Origin of the sequence: Mycobacterium asiaticum (genome assembly GCF_001668675.1) — a bacterium.
In the GTDB taxonomy this organism is placed as follows: Bacteria; Actinomycetota; Actinomycetes; order Mycobacteriales; family Mycobacteriaceae; genus Mycobacterium; species Mycobacterium asiaticum_D.
On record NZ_LZKQ01000018.1, the window covers coordinates 1 to 19,010 of the forward strand.

Genomic DNA, 19,010 nt, shown 5'->3' on the forward strand with positions numbered 1-19,010 from the left:
ACGCTAAAGCCCCCGGTTTCGTGCCGAAACAGGGGCTTTAGCGTCTGCTCGCGCTAAAAAGTCGCGGTAGAAAGGTGACCATGACACTGCGGGTCGTGCAATGGGCAACGGGGTCCGTCGGGAGGGCAGCGATCAAAGGGGTGTTGGAGCACCCAGAGCTCGAGCTCGTCGGGTGCTGGGTGCATTCGCCGGCCAAGAGCGGCAGAGACGTCGGCGATCTCATCGGCGGGCCGCCGCTGGGGGTGACCGCGACCAACAACATCGACGACATCCTCACGCTCGACGCCGACGCCGTCATCTACGCGCCGTTGCTGCCCAGCGTCGACGAGGTCGCCGCGCTGCTGCGCTCGGGCAAGAACGTGGTCACACCGCTGGGCTGGTTCTACCCGACCGAAAAGGAGGCCGCGCCGCTCGAGGTCGCCGCCCAAGCCGCAAACGTCACTCTGCACGGCGCCGGCATCGGGCCCGGCGCGGCCACCGAGCTGTTCCCGCTGCTGCTCTCGGTGATGTCTACCGGCGTCACTTTCGTTCGCGCCGAGGAGTTTTCGGACCTGCGGACCTACGGGGCCCCGGACGTGCTCCGCTATGTGATGGGCTTCGGGGGCTCCCCGGACAGCGCCCTGACCGGGCCGATGCAGAAACTGCTCAACGGCGGCTTCTTCCAGTCGGTGCGGCTGATCGTCGACAAGCTGGGTTTCGCCGCCGATCCCGAAATCCGCCCGTCTCAGGAGGTGGCGGTCGCAACCGCCCCGATCGACTCGCCGATCGGGGTGATCGAACCCGGACAGGTCGCGGGACGCCGATTCACCTGGGAGGCCCTGGCCGGTGACATCCCGGTCGTCCAGATCACCGTGAACTGGTTGATGGGATCGGAAAACCTCGATCCGCCTTGGTCTTTCGAGCCGACGGGGGAGCGTTACGAGATCGAGGTGCGGGGAAACCCCGACACCTTCGTCACCGTCAAGGGATGGCAGCCGGAGACGGTCGAGGAAGGGCTCACCAGCAATCCGGGCATCGTCGCGACCGCCGCGCATTGTGTCAACGCCGTTCCCGCCACCTGTGCGGCACCGGCAGGCATCCAGAGCTTCTTCGACCTGCCGCTCATTACCGGCCGGGCCGCCCCGCACCTGTCCAGGTGAGTCGCCAGAATCCAACCACTCCGAATCAGAAGGCAATCATGGCAAGGTCTGTCGTAGTTGAGCAGTGGCGTGCGATACCCGTTTCCGTCGAGGACGCATTCGCCGGAACGCTGGCGATCTCCCTGCCGGTGATCTGTTCGCAGTGGTACGGGGTGATCCCGCCGATCAAGGAAGTGCGCGACCAGAGCGGCGAATGGGGCCCGGCCGGGCAGACCCGAACCCTGGTGATGGTCGGTGGCGGCCGAGTGAAGGAGACACAGACCAGCTTCGATCCGCCACGGTCGTTCGGGTACACGCTCTCCGACATCACTGGCCCGTTGGCGACGCTGGTCAGTACGGTCGACGGCAAGTGGTCCTTCACCCCGGCCGGCACTGGAACCCGGGTGAACTGGCAGTGGACGCTGCACCCGAAGTCGTCCAGCGCGGCGCCGCTGCTGCCGGTGTTCGCCAAGATGTGGAAGGGCTACGCGCGGGTGGTACTGGAGAAGTTGTCCGCACAATTGGTCGGCTGAAGGACTGCCGCCGTGTGTCGTCTTTTCGGTCTGCACGCCGGTACGGAAGTCGTCACCGCGACCTTCTGGCTGCTGGACGCTCCCGACAGCCTGACCCAGCAGAGCCGCAAGAATCCCGACGGCACCGGGCTCGGGGTGTTCGACGAACACGGCCGCCCGCGGCTGCGCAAGGAGCCGATCGCCGCCTGGCAGGACGCGACCTTCTCCACCGAGGCGCACGAACTGACCGGCACCACGTTCATTGCGCATGTCCGGTACGCGACGACGGGTTCGCTCGATGCGCGCAACACCCACCCGTTTCTGCAGGACGGCAGGCTCTTCGCGCACAACGGCATGATCGAGGGCCTCGACGTCGTCGACCAACGGCTCCGCGAAATCGGCACCTCGGACCTGGTGTTGGGCCAAACCGACTCCGAGCGGGTGTTCGCGCTGATCACCGCCTGCATTCGCGCTCAAAACGGTGACGTCTCAGCCGGTTTGGTGGACGCGATCAGCTGGCTCGCCGACAATGTCCCCGTCTACGCCCTCAACATTTTGTTGTGTATGGGCACCCAGATGTGGGCGCTGCGGTACCCGCAGACCCATCAGCTGTTCATGTTGGACCGACGTCGTGACGGCGACCCGGATTTCGACCTGTCCACCAGCAGGATCCACGCGCAGAGCGAGGTGCTGACCGAGCGGCCGTCGGTGGTGTTCGCCACCGAACCGATGGACGACGACCCCCGCTGGTGCCTGCTCGATCCGGGCGAACTGGTCTACGTCGACGCCAGCCTGAACATCAGCCGCAGCATCGCCCTTCCCGACCCGCCCCGGAACCTGATTCGCAGGGATGATCTGAGCCAGCCGGTCTTTCGCGCGCAGCACGCGATGCCGGGCACGCGGCACCTCCCGTAACGTAGGCAGGCGTGACAACCAGACGAGCGCTTGTGCTGGCCGGCGGTGGGGTAGCGGGAATTGCCTGGGAGACAGGCGTTTTGCGGGGCATCGCGGACGAAATCCCGCAGGCCGCCCGGTTGCTGGTGGAGTCCGATGTGCTGGTCGGTACGTCCGCCGGGTCGACGGTCGCGGCGCAACTCGGTAGCGGCTGGACGCTGGACGCGCTCTACGAGCGGCAGACCGCCGAGACGTCGGCGGAGATCGACCCGAATGTCGACATCGAGCAAATCACCGGGCTGTTCCTGAATGCGTTGCGCGGGCCAGACGACCTGCAGGGTCGGCTGCAACGCATCGGTTCGGTGGCACTAGCTACCGAGACCGTCCCGGAACCCGTTCGGCGCGAGGTGATCGCTGCGCGCCTGCCGTCCCACGAATGGCCCGACCGGGTGCTTCGGGTCACCGCAATCGATACCGCCACCGGCGAATTCGTGGTGTTCGACCGGGAATCCGGCGTCGGCTTGGTGGATGCGGTCGCGGCCAGTTGTGCGGTGCCCGGCGCATGGCCGCCGGTCACCATCGGCGATCGGCGCTTCATGGATGGCGGCGTCAAGAGCACCGTCAACGTCGACGTCGCGTACGACTGCGACGAGGCGGTGGTGTTGGTGCCCGCCGGCGCGGACGCCCCGTCGCCATTCGGGCCGGGCCCGGCCGCCGAGATCACAACCTTCCAAACCCGCCGCGCCGGCCGGGCATTGACGGTGTTCGCCGACGACGACTCGTTGGCGGCCTTCGGCACCAACCCGCTGGATCCACGCTGCCGGATCGGCTCGGCGAGAGCGGGACGCGCGCAGGGCCGCCGCGAAGCCGAGTCCGTCGCGCGGTTCCTAGGACTCTGATGGACTCTGATCAGCCCTCGATCGCGGGTTGCGGCTCGTCCTCGAAGTCGGAGCTTTCGAACGCGTCAAGGGCACGAGCGGCCAGCGTCCGGCCCGTCCCGATGACCTCTGTCGCGCGATGGAACTCCAGGCTGCGGCAGGTGGTGCGCGGCACCTCGATCAGGAGGTCGGGCGGATAGGCGGCCAGGATGTGGCGGGCCAGCGCGGACTGGGCGATGTCGATGGTCCGGTTCATCACGTCGAAGCTCCCGAGTCGCGGTAGCTCCGGCACATCGATGACGTCATCCCGTCCGCCCGTCGGATCCGGATCGTCCTCCAGATCCGGGATGGTCGCACCGAATCGGCCGAGAACCGCTCGGGCCGAGGGACGGTCGAGCAGCGCCTTAGCCGCGCTGGTGTCGAACAGCGCCGTCGTGCTGCGCAGCATCCGGTTCAGCCATTCGACGGTGACACCGGGTTCGGCGTCGCGGGTGGCGCCCGGCTCGCTGCCGTTGAGGCTCACCGCGATGGTGAGGTCGGCGTTGATCGCCGCGATCGGCGCCATCGGCAGCGGGTCGAGGATGCCGCCGTCGGCCAGCAGTCGCCCGTCGACTTCGTGCGGGGCAATGACGCCGGGGATCGCGATGCTCGCGCGGATGGCCGCGTCGAGCGGACCGCGCTGAAACCACACCGACTTGCCGGTCAGCAGATCGGTGGCCACCGCCGTGTAAGGGATGTTCAGCTGCTCGATGGTCACCGGGCCCAGGATGTCGCGCACCGCGTCCAGGATTTTTTCCGCACGCAGCACCCCGGCCGCGGTCAACGACGGGTCGAGCAACCGCAGGATGGTGCGCTGGGTCAGCGACTTCGCCCAGTCGGCCAGCTCGTCGAGTCGTCCGGCGGCCTCCACGCCGCCCACCACCGCACCCATCGACGAGCCGGCGATCCCGACGATGTCGTAGCCGCGCGCCCGCAGTTCCTGGATCACGCCGATGTGCGCGTAGCCGCGGGCGCCCCCGCTACCCAGCGCCAGCGCGACACGAGTTCCAGCGGAGCCGCGGGGGCGAAGCGGGGTCGGTCCGGACATTGCTTCATTCTCCCTTGGCGGCTGCCTTGGCCGACGGCCGCCCGGGGTCTCGGCGGACACTTTCATGCACCCCTGATCGGAATTGCGGGACGGCGCCTATCCGGCCTCAACCGCACTGCTGGTTGGCGGCAGCTTGCGCCGCGACGATCACCGCAGCCTGGCGCGCCGGCGACAGGTCCGCCCACCGCTGATTCCAGCTGCCGGCAACGCCCGATCCGGCAGCCTGAACCATTTTCAGGTAGGGCTCGATCAACGCCTCCCCGGCGCCGCCCTGACCGTCCATCCACTCCTTGGCGGCGTGGCAGGCCTGGAAATACTCTTCCTCGGTCGATTCCGCGGGCGCGTCCACCCGGGTAGTGATGCCGCCGGGGGAGACGCCGATCGCGCCCGCCGGCAGCGAACCGCCGGCGCCGGACGGACGTGCCGACGAGGAGGTGGCACTGCCGCCTTTGCCGCCGTCCGAGCACCCGGCCACCATCCACAAACTCAGCGGGAGGAGCAGTAACCAAGACAGCACAGTGACCCGCTGGAAGGATTGCCGCTGCCCACGCATGAACCCCAATCTATGCAACACTGCTGTCGTGCAGGAGTGGTTCGGATTTTGCGAGTGTTGTCGGCCCTGACGCGCCGCCGTTCGCCCTGTCCGCTTCACACTCCGGAGTTCTCTTTATGGCTGTCTCCCTCGCCACGCCTCGCTACGCACCGACCGTCCCCTCCCCGGGCCCGACCCGGCTCCGCGTGCCCGATTTGCTGCACGCCACCGATCAAGCCGCCGACGACGTGCTCAGCGGACGCTGTGACCACCTGCTCCCGAAGGGCGGCGTGCCCGCCACCGAACGCTGGTTCACCCGCATCCACGGCGACGAAGAACTCGACATTTGGCTGATCAGTTGGGTTCCCGGCCATCCGACCGAACTGCACGACCACGGCGGTTCGCTGGGGGCGCTGACCGTGCTGTCCGGATCCCTCAACGAATACCGTTGGGACGGAAGGAAACTGCGGCGACGGCGACTCGATGCCGGTGACCAGGCCGGGTTCCCGCTGGGCTGGGTGCATGACGTGGTGTGGGCGCCTCGCCCGGTCGCGGCCCCCGTGCAGGTGACGACGCCCGCGCCCCCGCTGGAGCCCACCTTGAGCGTGCACGCCTACTCGCCGCCCTTGACCGCCATGTCGTACTACGAGGTGACCGGCCGCAACACGCTGCGTCGCCAGCGCACCGAGTTGACCGACCAACCCGAAGGGCCGTGATGAGCCGGATCGACCGAGTGCTGGACGAGGCGCGGCGGCGCTACCAACGCCTGCCCGCCGATCAGGTACCCGCGGCGCGGCGCCGCGGGGCGGTGCTGGTGGACATCCGCCCGCAGGCGCAGCGGGCCCGCGAGGGCGAGGTGCCGGCTGCGCTGGTCATCGAACGCAACGTGCTGGAGTGGCGTTGTGACCCGACCAGCGAGGCTCGCCTGCCCGAGGCGGTAGATGACGACGTCGAATGGGTGATCCTCTGCTCGGAGGGCTACACCTCGAGTCTGGCGGCGGCGGCGCTGCTGGATCTGGGCCTGCACCGCGCCACCGACGTGATCGGGGGATACCACGCCCTGGCCGCCGCGGGCGTGCTGCGCGAGCTCGAGCCGGTGGGGCGCTAGCCTCCGGCGGAGCTGTCGCCGGAGGAGCCTTCCAGCGTCACGTTGGCGTGCAGCATTGGGCGTAGCCGCTCGGTCTTCGCCGGTGTCCAGCCGGGCGGCGACATCACAGCCGCCCAGGCGTCGGCCACGTTGGCGACATAGCGGTGTCCGTGGCCGTCCGGCACGTCGACCGCCACGGCCATGTCGGCGGACACCTGTAGGAACGTGACCAGCGGAATCCAGCGCATCTGCGGCAGCACGTCGTAGCCGCGTTTTTCCCGCAACCAGTCCGGCTGGCTGAACAGCAGGTCGGGCGTCCACCACGCGATCGGGTCGGACGCATGCTGCAGGTAGACCACCCGGGGTTTGCCCCACTCGGTTTTCGGGCGGTCCAGATTGTCCGGGTGCGCGACGAACCGGACATTGTGGCCGTCGTCGTAGATCGGCAGCCACTCCGGCGAACCGGCGTCGCGGGTCCTGGTCAGCTGGGTCCAGATGGTGTTCTGGAAGGTGGGACCGCTGAACAGGGCGCCGTCGGTGCGGGCCAGCACGTTGTTGAGGCTCATGAAGGGCGCCTCGCCGCCGAACGACCCCAGGCTCTCGCCGAACACCACGAGCTTGGGGCGCTTGAACTCCGGCATCTGCCGGATCATCTTGTCGACTGCCTCGAACAACGCCTGACCGGCGTGCCGCGCGTTCTCCTTGTCGACCAGGAAAGACAACCAACTCGGCAGGAATGAGTACTGCATGCTGACGATCGCGGTGTTGCCGTTGTACATGTATTCCAGCGCGGAGGCTTCCGCCTCGTTGATCCAGCCGGTGCCGGTGGTGGTGGCCACCGCGACGACGGCGCGCTGCAGGCCGCCGGTCCGCATAAGTTCACGTGCGGCCAGGTCGGCCGCCGCGTCGATGCCGGTCGCGGAATCCAGCCCGGCGTAGGCCCGGATCGGTTCCATGGCCGGGGTCCCGTTGAAGTCGGTGAGCCGTTTCATCGACGGCCCGCCGGCCACGAAAATGCGGCCCTGATGCCCCAGCGACTGCCACGACACAATCGACTGCGGGCCACCCGAGCGCAGCTTGGTCTTCGGCGGCGCGATGTCGGGATCCATCTCGTTGTTGACCGAGGCGAAGGTGTCGTTCATGGACCGCATCGCGAACTTGAGCACCACGCCGTTGAGCAGGCTGACGGTCAGCACCATCAGCCCGATGACCACGATGGCCGCCGAAAGACGAAATGGCGCAATCCGGTCCACTTGTGCCACCAGAAGATTGATGAGCCAACGGACGAACTTGCCGATCTCGACAAGAGTGAACAGCACGATCATCGACAGCGCGGCGGTGTAGGGGTACTCGTACCACTTCAGGTGCTCGACGCCCATCATGTCGCGGACGTCGTCCTGCCAGACGTGGAACCGGATCGCCATCACCCCGACGCCGATCGCCCCGACCACGATCAGCGGCGGCCACGCCCAGCCGGGCGCCGGGGGAGTGGAGTCGCGCGAGCGCAACCAGCGGATCAGCCAGACGGTGAACACGCCCAGCCCGTAGCCGATCGCCCCCGAACAACCGCTGACGACCCCTTGAAACAGCGGACCGCGGGGCAACAGCGACGGGGTCAGCGACAGCCAGACGAAGATCAGGCCGAGCAGTGTCCCGGTGTAGGTGTAGTTCCGGACCCACCATCGAGCCGGGACCAGCCGGGTCCGGGTTTGCCGCGGTGCGGCCGACTGGTCGTCGGCCGCTTCTTCACCCGTGGCGATGGTGGTGGAACCGCTCATCGGTGGCTGAAATCAGGCGGCCGCTTCTCGATGAAGGCCGCCATCCCTTCGGACTGGTCGTCGGTGGCAAAGGTCGAGTGGAAGAGGCGGCGTTCGTACAACAGCCCTTCGGCCAGTGTCGACTCGAACGCCCGGTTGACGGCCTCCTTGGCCATCTGGGCCGACGGCAGCGACATCTGTGCGATCGTGTTCGCCACGGCCTTGGCCTCGGTCAGCAGATCGTCAGCGGGCACCACCCGCGAAACCAGACCGCTGCGCTCGGCTTCGGCGGCGTCGATGGTGCGTCCGGTCAGGATCAGGTCCATCGCCTTGGCCTTGCCGATGGCCCGGGTCAACCGCTGGGAGCCGCCCATGCCGGGGATCACGCCGAGCTTGATCTCGGGCTGGCCGAACTTCGCGGTGTCGGCGGCGATCAGCAGGTCGCACATCATCGCCAGCTCGCATCCGCCGCCCAGCGCGTATCCGGCGACGGCCGCGATCGTCGGGGTGCGCACGACGGCCAGCTTGCCCCAGGGCGCGAAGAAATCGGCGCCGAACGCTTCGGCGAAGGTCAGCTCGGCCATCTCCTTGATGTCGGCGCCGGCGGCGAACGCCTTGGCCGAACCGGTGATGATGATCGCGCCGACATCTGGGTCGTTGTCCAGTTCGGTTGCGGCGCTGGTGACTTCGTTCATCACCTGGCTGTTGAGCGCGTTCAGTGCCTTGGGCCGGTTCAGGGTTATGATGCCGACGCGGTCCTCGCGGTCGACGAGGATGGTTTCGTATGCCATGCGGTTACCTCTCCGATGCGTCTCTAGAACGTCAGGTCGTCTTCGACCGGTTCGAAGTAGGAGGCCACGTCCGCCACGGTGACATCGGACAGATCCGCCGGTGACCACTTCGGGTTGCGGTCCTTGTCGACCAGTTGGGCGCGGATGCCTTCCACGAAGTCATGCGAGCGTACCGACGCCGAAGACGTCCGATAGTCCTGCACCAGAACATCTTCCAGCGTCTCGAGGTCGGCGGCGCGCCGGACCGCTTCGAAGGTGACGGAAAGGGAGATGGGGGAGCGGGTGGCGATCAGTTTGGCGGCCTCGTTGGCCGGTTCGGCGTCGTGTGCCTTGAGCGTCTCGACGATGTCGATGACGCTGTCCTTGGAATAGCATTCGTCGATCCATTCCCGTTGTGCGGCAAGCTCGCTCGGCGGCGGCTCGACGGCGTAGCGGGCCAGCGCGCCTTCGACCCCGTCGGTGGCGACCGCCGCGGCGAACGCATCGAGGTCGCTGTGGGGCACGTAATGGTCGGCGAATCCCAGCGCTATGGCGTCGGCGCCGTTGAACGGGGCTCCGGTCAGCGCGGCGTGCAGGCCCAACTTGCCCGGCGCCCGGGCGAGCAGATACGTGCCTCCCACGTCGGGGACGAATCCGATGCCCACCTCGGGCATCGCGACCTTTGCGGTGTCGGTAACCACCCGGGTGTTCGCGTGCGCGCTGACGCCGACGCCGCCGCCCATTACGATCCCGTCCATCAGTGCCACGTACGGCTTGGCGAACCGGCCGACCCGACCGTTGAGCAGGTACTCGTCGCGCCAGAACCGGCGGGCGTCAACCCCGTCCTTGCGCGCGCTGTGGTACAGGGCGACGACGTCCCCGCCGGCGCACAGTCCGCGTTCACCAGCTCCGGAGAGCACCACCGAGCGGATCGATTCGTCGCGCTCCCACCGGATCAGTACCGCGCTGAGCAGGTCGATCATCGTCTGATTCAGCGAGTTGATGGCCTTGGGGCGATTCAGGGTGAGGTAACCGGTATTGCCCTCGACCCTGGTCAGGACTTCGTCGGATTCCCCTGTTACGGCCCCAGTCACGCCTCGTCTCCCCTCGCCGGAATCCGTCCATGGGTTCGGTGAAAGCTGCCCATGAGTTTGACGTGCAATCTAGATCGTGACTCGCTCGGCGATGCCCGCGGGGCTAAGGTTTAGGTTGATCCAGACGAGGTAGGAAGGTGCTGGACCACCAGAAAACAGCAGCTCCGCTGGGAACTCGGGCGGACCACTGATCGTTGAGCAGTTGTTCGCACAGCTCGAAGCCACAGCATCTAAGAGAGGATCCGACGGTGCGGGAGACAAGTAACCCCGTATTTCGCTCGCTGCCCAAGCAGGCGGGTGGATATGCGCAATTCGGCACGGGAGTGCAGACCGGTTACCCGGCTGACCCCTATGCCCCCTACCAGCAGGGCAGGGTCTCGCGGCCGCTGACCATCGACGACGTCGTCACCAAGACCGGCTTGACGCTGGCCATGCTGTCGGTGACGGCCGTTGTTTCCTATTTCCTGGTTGCCACGAACCTCAGCCTCGCTATGCCGCTCACCCTGGTGGGTGCGTTCGGTGGTCTGGCGTTGGTGCTGATCGCGACCTTCGGGGGTAAGCAGGACAACCCGGCGATCGTGTTGAGCTACGCCGCGCTCGAGGGCTTGTTCCTGGGTGCCATCTCATTCGTGCTGGCCAACTTCTCGGTGGGCTCCGCCAATGCGGGTGTGCTGATCGGCGAGGCGGTACTCGGCACGCTGGGTGTGTTCTTCGGGATGCTGGTGGTCTACAAGACCGGTGCCATCCGCGTTACGCCCAAGTTCACCCGGATGCTGGTTGCCGCGATGTTCGGCGTGCTGGTGCTGATGCTGGGCAACTTCGTGTTGGCGATGTTCAACGTCGGCGGCGGCGAAGGCCTGGGCCTGCGCAGCGCCGGTCCGATCGGAATCATCTTCTCGCTGGTGTGCATCGGGATCGCCGCGTTCAGCTTCCTGATCGACTTCGACGCGGCCGACCAGATGATCCGCGCCGGCGCACCGGACAAGGCCGCCTGGGGAATCGCCCTGGGTCTGACCGTCACGCTGGTCTGGCTGTACCTGGAGATTCTGCGACTGCTCAGCTATCTGCAGAACGATTAATTCCTTACGGGCAAAGCCGGCACGCGTCTTGCGTGCCGGCTTTTTCTTTGGTGTGGGTGTGGCTCGGGCCGCGCTGTCGGCGCGGCGCGAGGCCCGCTTATGGTGCCGCCCGCCGCGTTGACTCTGCGCTGATGGTGCAGCGCACTCGCACTATTGCGCCCTGAGCGCAGAGTCAGCGCGGGTGTCGGTAGGCGCTGCCACCATGCCGCCATGGCCTACGAGCGCGAGCCTTTTATCGGTAGTGAAGCCGTGGCCGCGGGCCACCTGACCAGGTACGAACTGCGCAGGTACTACCGGGCGATCATGCCGAATATCTACCTGGACAAACGGGTCGAGCCGACTTTGTATCAACGCACCGTCGCGGCCTGGCTGTGGTCACAGTGCCAGTCGGTGATTGCCGGCGCCGCCGCGTCAGCCATGCACGGCTCGAAGTGGGTCGATCAAGCCGCACCGATCGAATTGATCTGGCGAAACGCGCGAACGCCGCCGCTCGTCGTGACGCGCGACGAGCTGTTGCTGGACGGCGAAGCCCAGCAACTGCACGGCCTTACGGTGACCACCCCCGAGCGCACCGCTTTCGACCTAGGCCGGCGCGGAAGGCTCGGGCGCGCCGTCGCAAGCCTCGATGCGCTCGCCGCCGCCACTGACTTCAAGGTCTCCGACGTCGCAGAGCTGGCCGCCCGCCATCCGCACACCCGCGGCCTGCGCCAGCTCCACGCAGCGCTGGAGCTCGTCGACGGCGGGGCGCAATCGCCGAAGGAAACGTGGCTGCGACTGCTGTTGATCGGCGCCGGCTTTCCCAAGCCACAGACGCAGATCCCGGTGCCAGGGCCCGACGGCTTTCCCCGATATTTCCTCGACATGGGATGGCAAGACATGATGCTGGCCGCCGAGTACGACGGCGACCAGCATTGGACCGACCCGTCGCAGTACGCCTGGGATGTCGACCGCAAAGAGTACATCGACCGCGTCGGCTGGACCGTGGTCAGGGTGGTCTCCCGCCACCGGCCCGCCGATGTGATTCGCCGCGTCAGACGCGCCTGGGACGCCTCGGCCAAGCGCTGACTCTGCGCTGACGGCGCGAGCTACTCGACATTCGCCGCCACCAACGCAGAGTCAACGCACTGAAAGACTCAGTTCAGCCGCTCGATCACCATCGCCATGCCCTGGCCGCCACCGACACACATGGTCTCCAAACCGAACGTCTTGTCGTGCGTCGTCAGGTTGTTAAGCAGCGTGGCGGTGATCCGCGCGCCGGTCATGCCAAACGGGTGGCCCAGGGCAATCGCTCCACCGGAGACGTTCAGCTTGTCCTCGTCGATCCCCAATTCACGCGCGGAGCCGAGCACCTGCACCGCGAAGGCCTCGTTGATCTCAAACAGGTCGATGTCATTGACGGACATGCCGGCGCGGGCCAACGCCTGCTTGGACGCCTCAATCGGGCCCAGACCCATGATCTCGGGAGACAGGCCACTGACGCCGGTGGAGACGATGCGCGCCAGCGGCTTGAGGCCGAGTTCCTTGGCCTTGGTGTCGCTGGTGATGATGACGGCGGCGGCGCCGTCGTTGAGCGGGCAGGCGTTGCCCGCAGTCACCGTGCCGTTGGGCCGGAACACCGGCTTAAGCTCGCTGATCTTCTCGTACGTCGTCCCCGCCCTGGGTCCGTCATCGGTGGTGACGGTCGTTCCGTCCGGCAGCGTGACCGGGGCGATCTCGCGCTCGAAGAACCCGCTCTTGATCGCCTCCTCAGCCCGGTTCTGGCTGCGCACGCCCCAGTGGTCCTGGTCTTCGCGACTGATACCCGTCAGCAGTGCGACATTCTCAGCGGTCTGACCCATCGCGATGTAGATGTCGGGCAGGTTCCCGTCGACGCGCGGGTCATGCCATTCCTCGGCGCCCGCGGATGCGGCGGTCGTGCGCTCCTGCGCGGAGTCGTACAACGGGTTCTTGGTATCCGGCCAGCCGTCGGCGTTGCCCTTGCCGAATCGCGACACCGTCTCCACACCGGCGGAGATGAAGGCGTCGCCCTCACCCGCCTTGATCGCGTGGAAGGCCATCCGGGTGGTCTGCAGGGACGACGAGCAGTACCGGTTGACGGTGGTGCCGGGCAGGAAGTCATAGCCCAGTGCCACCGCGACGACGCGGGCGATGTTGAAACCTGATTCGCCGCCAGGCTGGCCGCAGCCCATGATCAGGTCGTCGATCTGGTGCGGGTTGAGCGCCGGAACCTTATCCAGAGCGGCACGCACCATTTGTGCGGCCAGATCGTCGGGCCGGATGTTGATCAGCGAGCCTTTCATGGCGCGGCCGATCGGCGAGCGGGCAGTTGAAACGATGACAGCTTCCGGCATGACGGCTCCTCCATATGAATGCGGCGAAGCCGAGCCTAGTCCGACGGTTTACCCCAATGCAGCGGCGGCCGCCGCGCCTGTCGCCACCGGCCGGCGCCATAGCTTTGCGGCCAACGCGCGACGGCTGCTTCGGGCGCTCGTCACCGGCACGGCATCGGGCAATTCCGGCAGCGGAGTCCCGATTTTTTCGGGCAGTGCTTCGTACAGTGCCCGCAGCAACTGGTCGGCGGCCTCGGCGTACCCGGCGGCCGACGGGTGATAGCGGTCGTCGGAGAACATCAGATCGGGCATCTGCCGGAACTTCGGGGCCAGCAGGTGCGCCAACGGCACCGGCACCCCACCGGCCGCTCGGACCGCCGCCGCCTGCGCTCGAGCCAGCTGCAGGCCACGCGTGCGCGCCACCGAACGCAGTGGCTGGGGTATTGCGGTGATCAGCCCGAAATCCGGGCAGGTCCCGACCACCACCACCGCACCGCGGTTGCGCAGTTTGCGCACCGAAAGGCCTAACCGCTGCGCCGACGGACCGATGCCGTTGAGCGCGGTGATGTCGTTGGCGCCGATCAAGATGACGGCGACGTCCGGCGGCGGGCCCGCCACGAACATGGCGTCGACCTGACCCAAGACGCCCTTGGACGTCGCGCCGACAATCGCTTTGGTGCTCAGCCTGATTCGTAGGCCGGTCTGCTCGGCGAGCCGGCGTGCGAGGAGCACGCCCGGTACCTCCTCGGCGGTGGCACAGCCGTATCCGGTGGCCGTCGAGTCGCCGAAGATCATCAGGTGCAGATCGAACGGAGTCCCGCTGCGCCACCGTTCCACCGGTCCGCCGCCGGGGCTGTACACGCCATCGGCGCGGGGCGGCGCCTCCCACTTCTTCGGAATCACGGTGCGCACATGGATCGCCTGACCAACCAGCAGGTTGCGTGCGCCCAGATAGGCCGAGCCTGTCGAGGCGAGTGCACCGGCTGTGGCCAAAGCGATCGTTGAACGCCGCGGCACGTGCATGCCCACGGCACCAGTTTAGGACGGTTGTGCTGATTTCGGGGGTAGCTGAAGAACAAAGCGGTTACGGTGTGAAACAGATGCGGTATCAAAAGCGAATAAAAGAATGTTGAGTGGGTAAAGGACTGTCAAGCTAAGTTCGCGAGGGTGCTGAACCAACCACTCAGCTTCTTCGTCACATGCTGTATCGGACTACAACGGCGTAGGAAGTGTTGAGCATGACTGCACCAAGTGAGGTATCTGGCGCACCCAGAGTCGCCATTCGCCCGCGCGACGCGTTGAAGGCTCGTAGACTTGAAGCCCGCAGGTTCGCCATCAGCGACGGCGCGCCAGTCGAGGTTCTCGAGTCCGGACCGACGGTCGCTGGGCGATTAGCCACGCTTGCGTCGCGCGTGACGATCCGGCCCTTCTTGGCGGTCGGTAGCTACGTCCCTCATCTACCGTTTCCGTGGGGTCTCATCGACCAGGCTGCCCGCGTGTTGCTGCCGGCTACCGACGCTGTCAGGGCCGAGGTATCGCTGCCCAATGCCTGCGCACAGCTGGTTCGGGCGCCCGGCGTCTTGCCGGCGGACGGCACCCGTCGGGTGGTTCTCTACCTGCACGGTGGTGCGTTCCTGACTTGTGGAGCAAACTCACATGGCCGATTGGTCGAGGCGTTGTCAAAGTTTGCTGACGCGCCGATTCTGGTTGTCAACTATCGCCTGATGCCCAAGCATTCCATCGGCATGGCTCTCGACGACTGCTACGACGGATACCGCTGGCTGCGGCTGTTGGGATACGACCCCGACCAGATCGTGCTGGCTGGTGACTCCGCCGGCGGGTACCTCGCGCTGTCCCTTGCGCAGCGGTTGCAGCGCGAAGGTGAAGAGCCGGCGGCCCTGGTGGCCATCTCGCCCCTGCTGCAGCTGGCAAAGGAACAAAAGCAATCGCATCCGAACATCAAAACGGACGCGATGTTCCCCTCAAAGGCTTTTGATGCCCTCGGCGAATTGGTTGCTAGCTGTGCCGCTAAAAACAAGGTTAACGGTAAGCCGGAGGAAATTTATGAGCCCCTGGATCACATCGAGCCGGGGCTGCCGCGGACGCTGATTCACGTGTCCGGCTCCGAGGTGCTACTGCACGACGCGCAGTTGGCGGCGACCCGCTTGGCCGCGGCCGGCGTACCCGCCGAGGTTCGAGTCTGGCCGGGGCAGGTGCACGACTTCCAGGTCGCCGCGCCGTTGTTGCCCGAGGCGATCCGTTCACTGCGCCAGATCGGTGAGTACATCCGCGAGGCCACCGGCTAGCGAATCGGTGCCCGCAGGGTTGGCCCAAGTGCACCGCTCGCCAGCGCCTGAGACCATAGGCGCATGCGAATCGCCCAGCACCTCAGTGACCTCATCGGCGGCACGCCGCTGGTTCGCCTGAACTCCGTCGTCCCCGAAGGCGCCGGCACCGTGGCCGCAAAGGTCGAATACCTCAACCCGGGCGGTAGCTCCAAGGACCGGATCGCGGTCAAGATGATCGACGCCGCGGAGGCCAGTGGAGCGCTCAAGCCGGGCGGCACCATCGTCGAACCGACGTCCGGCAACACCGGTGTCGGGCTCGCGCTCGTCGCGCAGCGCCGTGGATACAAATGCGTGTTCGTGTGCCCTGACAAGGTCGGTGAAGACAAGCGAAATGTGTTGCGCGCCTACGGTGCTGAGGTCGTGGTGTGCCCGACGGCGGTCCCGCCCGAGGATCCGGACAGCTACTACAGCGTCTCCGACCGGTTGGTTCGCGAGATCGACGGTGCGTGGAAGCCCGACCAGTACTCCAACCCCGAAGGCCCGGCGAGCCACTACGCGACCACCGGGCCGGAGATCTGGGCAGACACCGACGGCATGGTCACTCACTTCGTCGCCGGCATCGGCACCGGCGGCACGATCACCGGCGCCGGCCGCTACCTCAAAGAGGTCTCCGACGGGCGGGTGCGGGTCATCGGCGCCGACCCCGAGGGCTCGGTGTACTCCGGAGGCACCGGCCGGCCCTATCTGGTCGAGGGGGTGGGCGAGGACTTCTGGCCGGCGGCGTACGACCCGTCGATTCCCGACGAAATCATTGCCGTTTCGGATTCGGATTCCTTCGACATGACCAGGCGCCTGGCCCGCGAGGAGGCGATGCTGGTCGGCGGCTCGTGCGGAATGGCCGTCGTCGCCGCGCTCAAGGTGGCCGAGCAGGCCGGGCCGGACGCGTTGGTCGTCGTGCTGTTGCCCGACGGCGGCCGCGGCTACATGGCCAAAATCTTCAACGACGCGTGGATGTCGTCGTACGGGTTCCTGCGCAGCCCGCTGGACGGTTCGACTGCGGAATCCACCGTTGGTGACGTGTTGCGGCGCAAGTCGGGTGCTTTGCCCGACCTGGTGCACACCCACCCGTCGGAAACCGTGCGTGACGCCATCGGGATCCTGCGCGAGTACGGGGTCTCGCAAATGCCGGTGGTCGGTGCCGAGCCGCCGGTGATGGCCGGTGAAGTTGCCGGCAGCGTCTCCGAACGCGAGCTGCTGTCGGCGGTCTTCGAGGGGCGGGCCAAGCTGGCCGACGCGGTGTCCCAACACATGAGCCCCCCGCTGCGGCTGATCGGTGCTGGCGAATCGGTGAGCGCGGCCGGCAAGGCGCTGCGCGACTGGGACGCGCTGATGGTGGTGGAAGAGGGTAAGCCCGTCGGCGTGATCACCCGATACGACCTGCTGGGTTTCCTTTCGGAGGGAACGCGGCGACGCTGATCGCTGTGACCTGCGTCTCGGTGCTCGGGTACTGTATGCGCCTTAGTTCAGCTAGTCCGTTCTGGAAGGTTGCCCCATGACCGATCAGCCGCCCGGCGGTTCGTACCCGCCCCCGCCTCCGCCGCCAGGTTCGGCCGGTGGGTTCCCTCCGCCCGCGGGCGGCTCGAGTCCGCCGCCTCCTCCGCCGCCGCCGGAAGGGGGCTACCCGCCGCCGCCTCCGTCGGCCGGCGGATATGCGCCACCACCGCCGGGACCGGCGATCAAGGAATTGCCCACCGAGTCCTACACGCCGTGGCTGACCCGGGTGCTGGCGTTCCTCATCGACTACGCGCCGGTGGTCGTCGTCTACGGCATCGCGTGGGTGATCGCCATGGTGACCCAGCAAGAGTCGTGCACGACCAGCGTCACTCAGTACGACGTGGCTCAGTACTGCTACACGCAGGACTCGATCATCGGGTTCCTGGCCCAGGGACTGGCATCGCTGGCGATCCTGGCCTATGTGGTTTGGAACTACGGCTACAAGCAGGGCACCACCGGGTCGAGCATCGGCAAGTCGATCATGAAGTTCAAGGTGGTCAGCGAGGTCAGCGGGGAGCCGTTGGGCTTCGGGATGTCCTTGGTGCGCCAGATCGCGCACTTCGTTGACGCCATCATCTGCTACGTGGGTTTCCTGTTCCCGTTGTGGGACAAGAAGCGTCAGACGCTGGCCGACAAGATCATGACGACGGTCTGCTTGCCGCTCTGACGAGGGGCGGCCATCGGACTAGGCTGACCGTCGATGACTGAAGACTTCACCCGCACCGGACTGGCCACCAGAGCGATCCACGCGGGCTACCGTCCGGACCCGGCGACCGGCGTCGTCAACACCCCGATCTACGCCAGCAGCACTTTCGCCCAGGACGGCGTCGGCGGCCTGCGCGGCGGGTTTGAATACGCGCGCACCGGCAACCCGACCCGCTCCGCGCTGGAGGCGTCGCTGGCCGCGATGGAGGAGGGCGTTTTCGGGCGGGCCTTCAGTTCCGGCATGGCGGCCACCGACTGTGTGCTGCGCTCCGTCCTGCGCCCGGGCGACCACGTGGTGATCCCCGACGACGCCTACGGTGGCACCTTCCGTCTGATCGACAAGGTCTTCTCGCAGTGGGGCGTGGAGTACACGCCGGTTGCGCTGTCGGATCTGGACGCGGTGCGCGCGGCGATCACACCGCGCACCCGATTGATCTGGGTGGAGACGCCGACCAACCCGCTGCTGTCCATCGCCGACATCGCGGGCATCGCTCAACTGGGCGCGGACAGTACCGCAAAAGTGTTGGTGGACAACACGTTTGCTTCCCCTGCGCTGCAGCAGCCGCTCACCCTCGGCGCCGACATCGTGCTGCACTCGACCACTAAGTACATCGGTGGGCACTCCGACGTCGTGGGTGGCGCCCTCGTCACCAACGACGAAGAACTGGATCAGGCGTTCGCGTTCTTGCAGAACGGCGCGGGCGCGGTGCCGGGACCGTTCGACGCGTATCTGACCATCCGCGGGTTGAAGACGTTGGTGCTGCGGATGCAGCGGCACAGCGAAAACGCCGCTGCCGTCGCCCAATACCTGTCCGAGCAGCCGTCGGTGAGCGCAGTGCTTTATCCCGGTCTAGAAGGACACCCCGGCCACCAGGTGGCCGCCCGGCAGATGAGCGGGTTCGGCGGCATGGTTTCGGTGCGGATGTCCGGCGGCCGGGCGGCGGCCGAGAAGCTGTGCGCCAAGACCGAGATCTTCATCCTGGCCGAGTCCCTGGGCGGGGTGGAGTCGCTCATCGAGCATCCCAGCGCGATGACCCACGCCTCGACGGCCGGCTCGCAGCTGGAGGTGCCTGATGATCTGGTCAGGCTGTCCGTCGGCATCGAGGACGTCGCTGACCTACTCGCCGACCTCGAGCAAGCACTCGCCTAACCACCGCGAGCAGACGCGAAAGCCCCCGACACGCCGTGCGTGCGGGGGCTTTTGCGTCTGCTCGCGGGAAACCCGCTCAGGAGTGGTAAGGCTCCGCGCTGACCAGGGTGACCTCGACGGTATTGCCGTTGGGCACCTTGTAACTACGGGTCTCGCCGACCTTGGCGTCGATCAG

The 19,010-nt window shown here is 66.8% G+C and carries 19 protein-coding genes and 1 pseudogene; 12 read left to right on the forward strand and 8 right to left on the reverse strand.

The window, feature by feature from the left end; genetic code table 11:
* Positions 1–74: 74 nt before the first annotated feature.
* From A9X01_RS01475 to A9X01_RS01490, 4 genes are read left to right on the forward strand one after another with little or no spacing between them, the layout of a single operon-like run.
* Complete coding sequence (locus A9X01_RS01475) at positions 75–1,139, forward strand: NAD(P)H-dependent amine dehydrogenase family protein (protein WP_155771867.1); 1,065 nt, start codon at positions 75–77, stop codon at positions 1,137–1,139.
* Between the two features lie 38 nt (positions 1,140–1,177).
* Positions 1,178–1,651 carry an SRPBCC family protein gene (locus tag A9X01_RS01480; RefSeq protein WP_065118968.1) on the forward strand — a complete coding sequence of 158 codons (474 nt, stop codon included), beginning with the start codon at positions 1,178–1,180 and terminating at the stop codon, positions 1,649–1,651.
* A gap of 12 nt (positions 1,652–1,663) precedes the next feature.
* On the forward strand, positions 1,664–2,545 hold the full coding sequence (locus tag A9X01_RS01485) for a class II glutamine amidotransferase (RefSeq protein ID WP_065118969.1): 882 nt from the start codon (positions 1,664–1,666) through the stop codon (positions 2,543–2,545).
* An 11-nt stretch (positions 2,546–2,556) separates the two neighbouring features.
* Positions 2,557–3,423, forward strand: a complete 867-nt coding sequence (locus tag A9X01_RS01490) for a patatin-like phospholipase family protein (RefSeq protein WP_065118970.1) — start codon at positions 2,557–2,559, stop codon at positions 3,421–3,423.
* 10 nt (positions 3,424–3,433) lie between these two features.
* On the opposite strand, the gene A9X01_RS01495 is transcribed toward A9X01_RS01490, so the two are convergent.
* Positions 3,434–4,489 carry a patatin-like phospholipase family protein gene (locus A9X01_RS01495; RefSeq protein WP_065118971.1) on the reverse strand — a complete coding sequence of 352 codons (1,056 nt, stop codon included), beginning with the start codon at positions 4,487–4,489 and terminating at the stop codon, positions 3,434–3,436.
* 106 nt (positions 4,490–4,595) lie between these two features.
* Positions 4,596–5,042: a lipoprotein LpqV gene (locus A9X01_RS01500; protein ID WP_216638882.1), complete on the reverse strand. Its 447-nt coding sequence runs from the start codon at positions 5,040–5,042 to the stop codon at positions 4,596–4,598.
* A gap of 116 nt (positions 5,043–5,158) precedes the next feature.
* On the opposite strand from A9X01_RS01500, the gene A9X01_RS01505 reads away from it, so the two are divergent.
* Together A9X01_RS01505 and A9X01_RS01510 are read left to right on the forward strand one after the other, a co-directional pair.
* On the forward strand, positions 5,159–5,737 hold the full coding sequence (locus A9X01_RS01505; protein ID WP_081282145.1) for a cysteine dioxygenase: 579 nt from the start codon (positions 5,159–5,161) through the stop codon (positions 5,735–5,737).
* A complete protein-coding gene (locus A9X01_RS01510) occupies positions 5,737–6,129 on the forward strand; it encodes a rhodanese-like domain-containing protein (RefSeq protein ID WP_065118974.1) in 393 nt (130 codons plus the stop codon). The genes A9X01_RS01505 and A9X01_RS01510 overlap by 1 nt, the downstream gene beginning before the upstream one ends.
* Here A9X01_RS01510 and A9X01_RS01515 read toward each other — a convergent pair.
* The 3 genes from A9X01_RS01515 to A9X01_RS01525 are packed head-to-tail and all read right to left on the reverse strand — an operon-like array spanning position 6,126 to position 9,729.
* Complete coding sequence (locus A9X01_RS01515; RefSeq protein ID WP_065118975.1) at positions 6,126–7,886, reverse strand: alpha/beta hydrolase; 1,761 nt, start codon at positions 7,884–7,886, stop codon at positions 6,126–6,128. The genes A9X01_RS01510 and A9X01_RS01515 overlap by 4 nt on opposite strands.
* A complete protein-coding gene (locus A9X01_RS01520) occupies positions 7,883–8,656 on the reverse strand; it encodes an enoyl-CoA hydratase (protein ID WP_065118976.1) in 774 nt (257 codons plus the stop codon). The genes A9X01_RS01515 and A9X01_RS01520 overlap by 4 nt, the downstream gene beginning before the upstream one ends.
* A 23-nt stretch (positions 8,657–8,679) precedes the next feature.
* Positions 8,680–9,729 (reverse strand): enoyl-CoA hydratase/isomerase family protein, encoded by a 1,050-nt coding sequence (locus tag A9X01_RS01525; RefSeq protein ID WP_065118977.1) that lies wholly within the window; start codon positions 9,727–9,729, stop codon positions 8,680–8,682.
* Positions 9,730–9,977: 248 nt separating this feature from the next.
* On the opposite strand from A9X01_RS01525, the gene A9X01_RS01530 reads away from it, so the two are divergent.
* Entirely contained in the window at positions 9,978–10,808 is an 831-nt protein-coding gene (locus tag A9X01_RS01530; RefSeq protein ID WP_065118978.1) for a Bax inhibitor-1/YccA family protein, read from the forward strand.
* Positions 10,809–11,018: 210 nt separating this feature from the next.
* Entirely contained in the window at positions 11,019–11,873 is an 855-nt protein-coding gene (locus tag A9X01_RS01535; protein ID WP_065118979.1) for a hypothetical protein, read from the forward strand.
* A gap of 68 nt (positions 11,874–11,941) precedes the next feature.
* On the opposite strand, the gene A9X01_RS01540 is transcribed toward A9X01_RS01535, so the two are convergent.
* Both A9X01_RS01540 and A9X01_RS01545 read right to left on the reverse strand, forming a co-directional pair.
* A complete protein-coding gene (locus A9X01_RS01540; RefSeq protein WP_065118980.1) occupies positions 11,942–13,159 on the reverse strand; it encodes an acetyl-CoA C-acetyltransferase in 1,218 nt (405 codons plus the stop codon).
* A gap of 48 nt (positions 13,160–13,207) precedes the next feature.
* On the reverse strand, positions 13,208–14,155 hold the full coding sequence (locus A9X01_RS01545; RefSeq protein WP_155771868.1) for an SGNH/GDSL hydrolase family protein: 948 nt from the start codon (positions 14,153–14,155) through the stop codon (positions 13,208–13,210).
* Between the two features lie 221 nt (positions 14,156–14,376).
* Here A9X01_RS01545 and A9X01_RS01550 point away from each other — a divergent pair, with 221 nt between their 5' ends.
* The 4 genes from A9X01_RS01550 (at position 14,377) to A9X01_RS01565 (ending at position 18,835) form a co-directional block, all read left to right on the forward strand.
* The gene (locus A9X01_RS01550; protein WP_065118986.1) at positions 14,377–15,444 is read left to right on the forward strand and encodes an alpha/beta hydrolase; all 1,068 of its coding nucleotides are present in this window, start codon (positions 14,377–14,379) and stop codon (positions 15,442–15,444) included.
* Between the two features lie 63 nt (positions 15,445–15,507).
* On the forward strand, positions 15,508–16,902 hold the full coding sequence (locus tag A9X01_RS01555) for a cystathionine beta-synthase (protein ID WP_065118982.1): 1,395 nt from the start codon (positions 15,508–15,510) through the stop codon (positions 16,900–16,902).
* A gap of 76 nt (positions 16,903–16,978) precedes the next feature.
* On the forward strand, positions 16,979–17,647 hold the full coding sequence (locus tag A9X01_RS01560; RefSeq protein WP_065118983.1) for an RDD family protein: 669 nt from the start codon (positions 16,979–16,981) through the stop codon (positions 17,645–17,647).
* A gap of 33 nt (positions 17,648–17,680) precedes the next feature.
* Complete coding sequence (locus A9X01_RS01565; protein WP_065118984.1) at positions 17,681–18,835, forward strand: cystathionine gamma-synthase; 1,155 nt, start codon at positions 17,681–17,683, stop codon at positions 18,833–18,835.
* Positions 18,836–18,911: 76 nt separating this feature from the next.
* On the opposite strand, the pseudogene A9X01_RS01570 reads toward A9X01_RS01565, so the two are convergent.
* Positions 18,912–19,010: pseudogene (locus A9X01_RS01570) on the reverse strand (transcription elongation factor GreA); the annotation flags it as partial.

Bases quoted from the DNA above. Each gene is read 5' to 3' on its own strand.
- A9X01_RS01480 (WP_065118968.1), top strand. From the start codon at position 1,178: ATGGCAAGGTCTGTCGTAGTTGAGCAGTGGCGTGCGATACCCGTTTCC.
- A9X01_RS01495 (WP_065118971.1), bottom strand. From the start codon at position 4,489: ATGTCCGGACCGACCCCGCTTCGCCCCCGCGGCTCCGCTGGAACTCGT.
- A9X01_RS01500 (WP_216638882.1), bottom strand. From the start codon at position 5,042: ATGCGTGGGCAGCGGCAATCCTTCCAGCGGGTCACTGTGCTGTCTTGG.
- A9X01_RS01505 (WP_081282145.1), top strand. From the start codon at position 5,159: ATGGCTGTCTCCCTCGCCACGCCTCGCTACGCACCGACCGTCCCCTCC.
- A9X01_RS01510 (WP_065118974.1), top strand. From the start codon at position 5,737: ATGAGCCGGATCGACCGAGTGCTGGACGAGGCGCGGCGGCGCTACCAA.
- A9X01_RS01515 (WP_065118975.1), bottom strand. From the start codon at position 7,886: ATGAGCGGTTCCACCACCATCGCCACGGGTGAAGAAGCGGCCGACGAC.
- A9X01_RS01520 (WP_065118976.1), bottom strand. From the start codon at position 8,656: ATGGCATACGAAACCATCCTCGTCGACCGCGAGGACCGCGTCGGCATC.
- A9X01_RS01535 (WP_065118979.1), top strand. From the start codon at position 11,019: ATGGCCTACGAGCGCGAGCCTTTTATCGGTAGTGAAGCCGTGGCCGCG.
- A9X01_RS01540 (WP_065118980.1), bottom strand. From the start codon at position 13,159: ATGCCGGAAGCTGTCATCGTTTCAACTGCCCGCTCGCCGATCGGCCGC.
- A9X01_RS01550 (WP_065118986.1), top strand. From the start codon at position 14,377: ATGACTGCACCAAGTGAGGTATCTGGCGCACCCAGAGTCGCCATTCGC.
- A9X01_RS01555 (WP_065118982.1), top strand. From the start codon at position 15,508: ATGCGAATCGCCCAGCACCTCAGTGACCTCATCGGCGGCACGCCGCTG.
- A9X01_RS01560 (WP_065118983.1), top strand. From the start codon at position 16,979: ATGACCGATCAGCCGCCCGGCGGTTCGTACCCGCCCCCGCCTCCGCCG.
- A9X01_RS01565 (WP_065118984.1), top strand. From the start codon at position 17,681: ATGACTGAAGACTTCACCCGCACCGGACTGGCCACCAGAGCGATCCAC.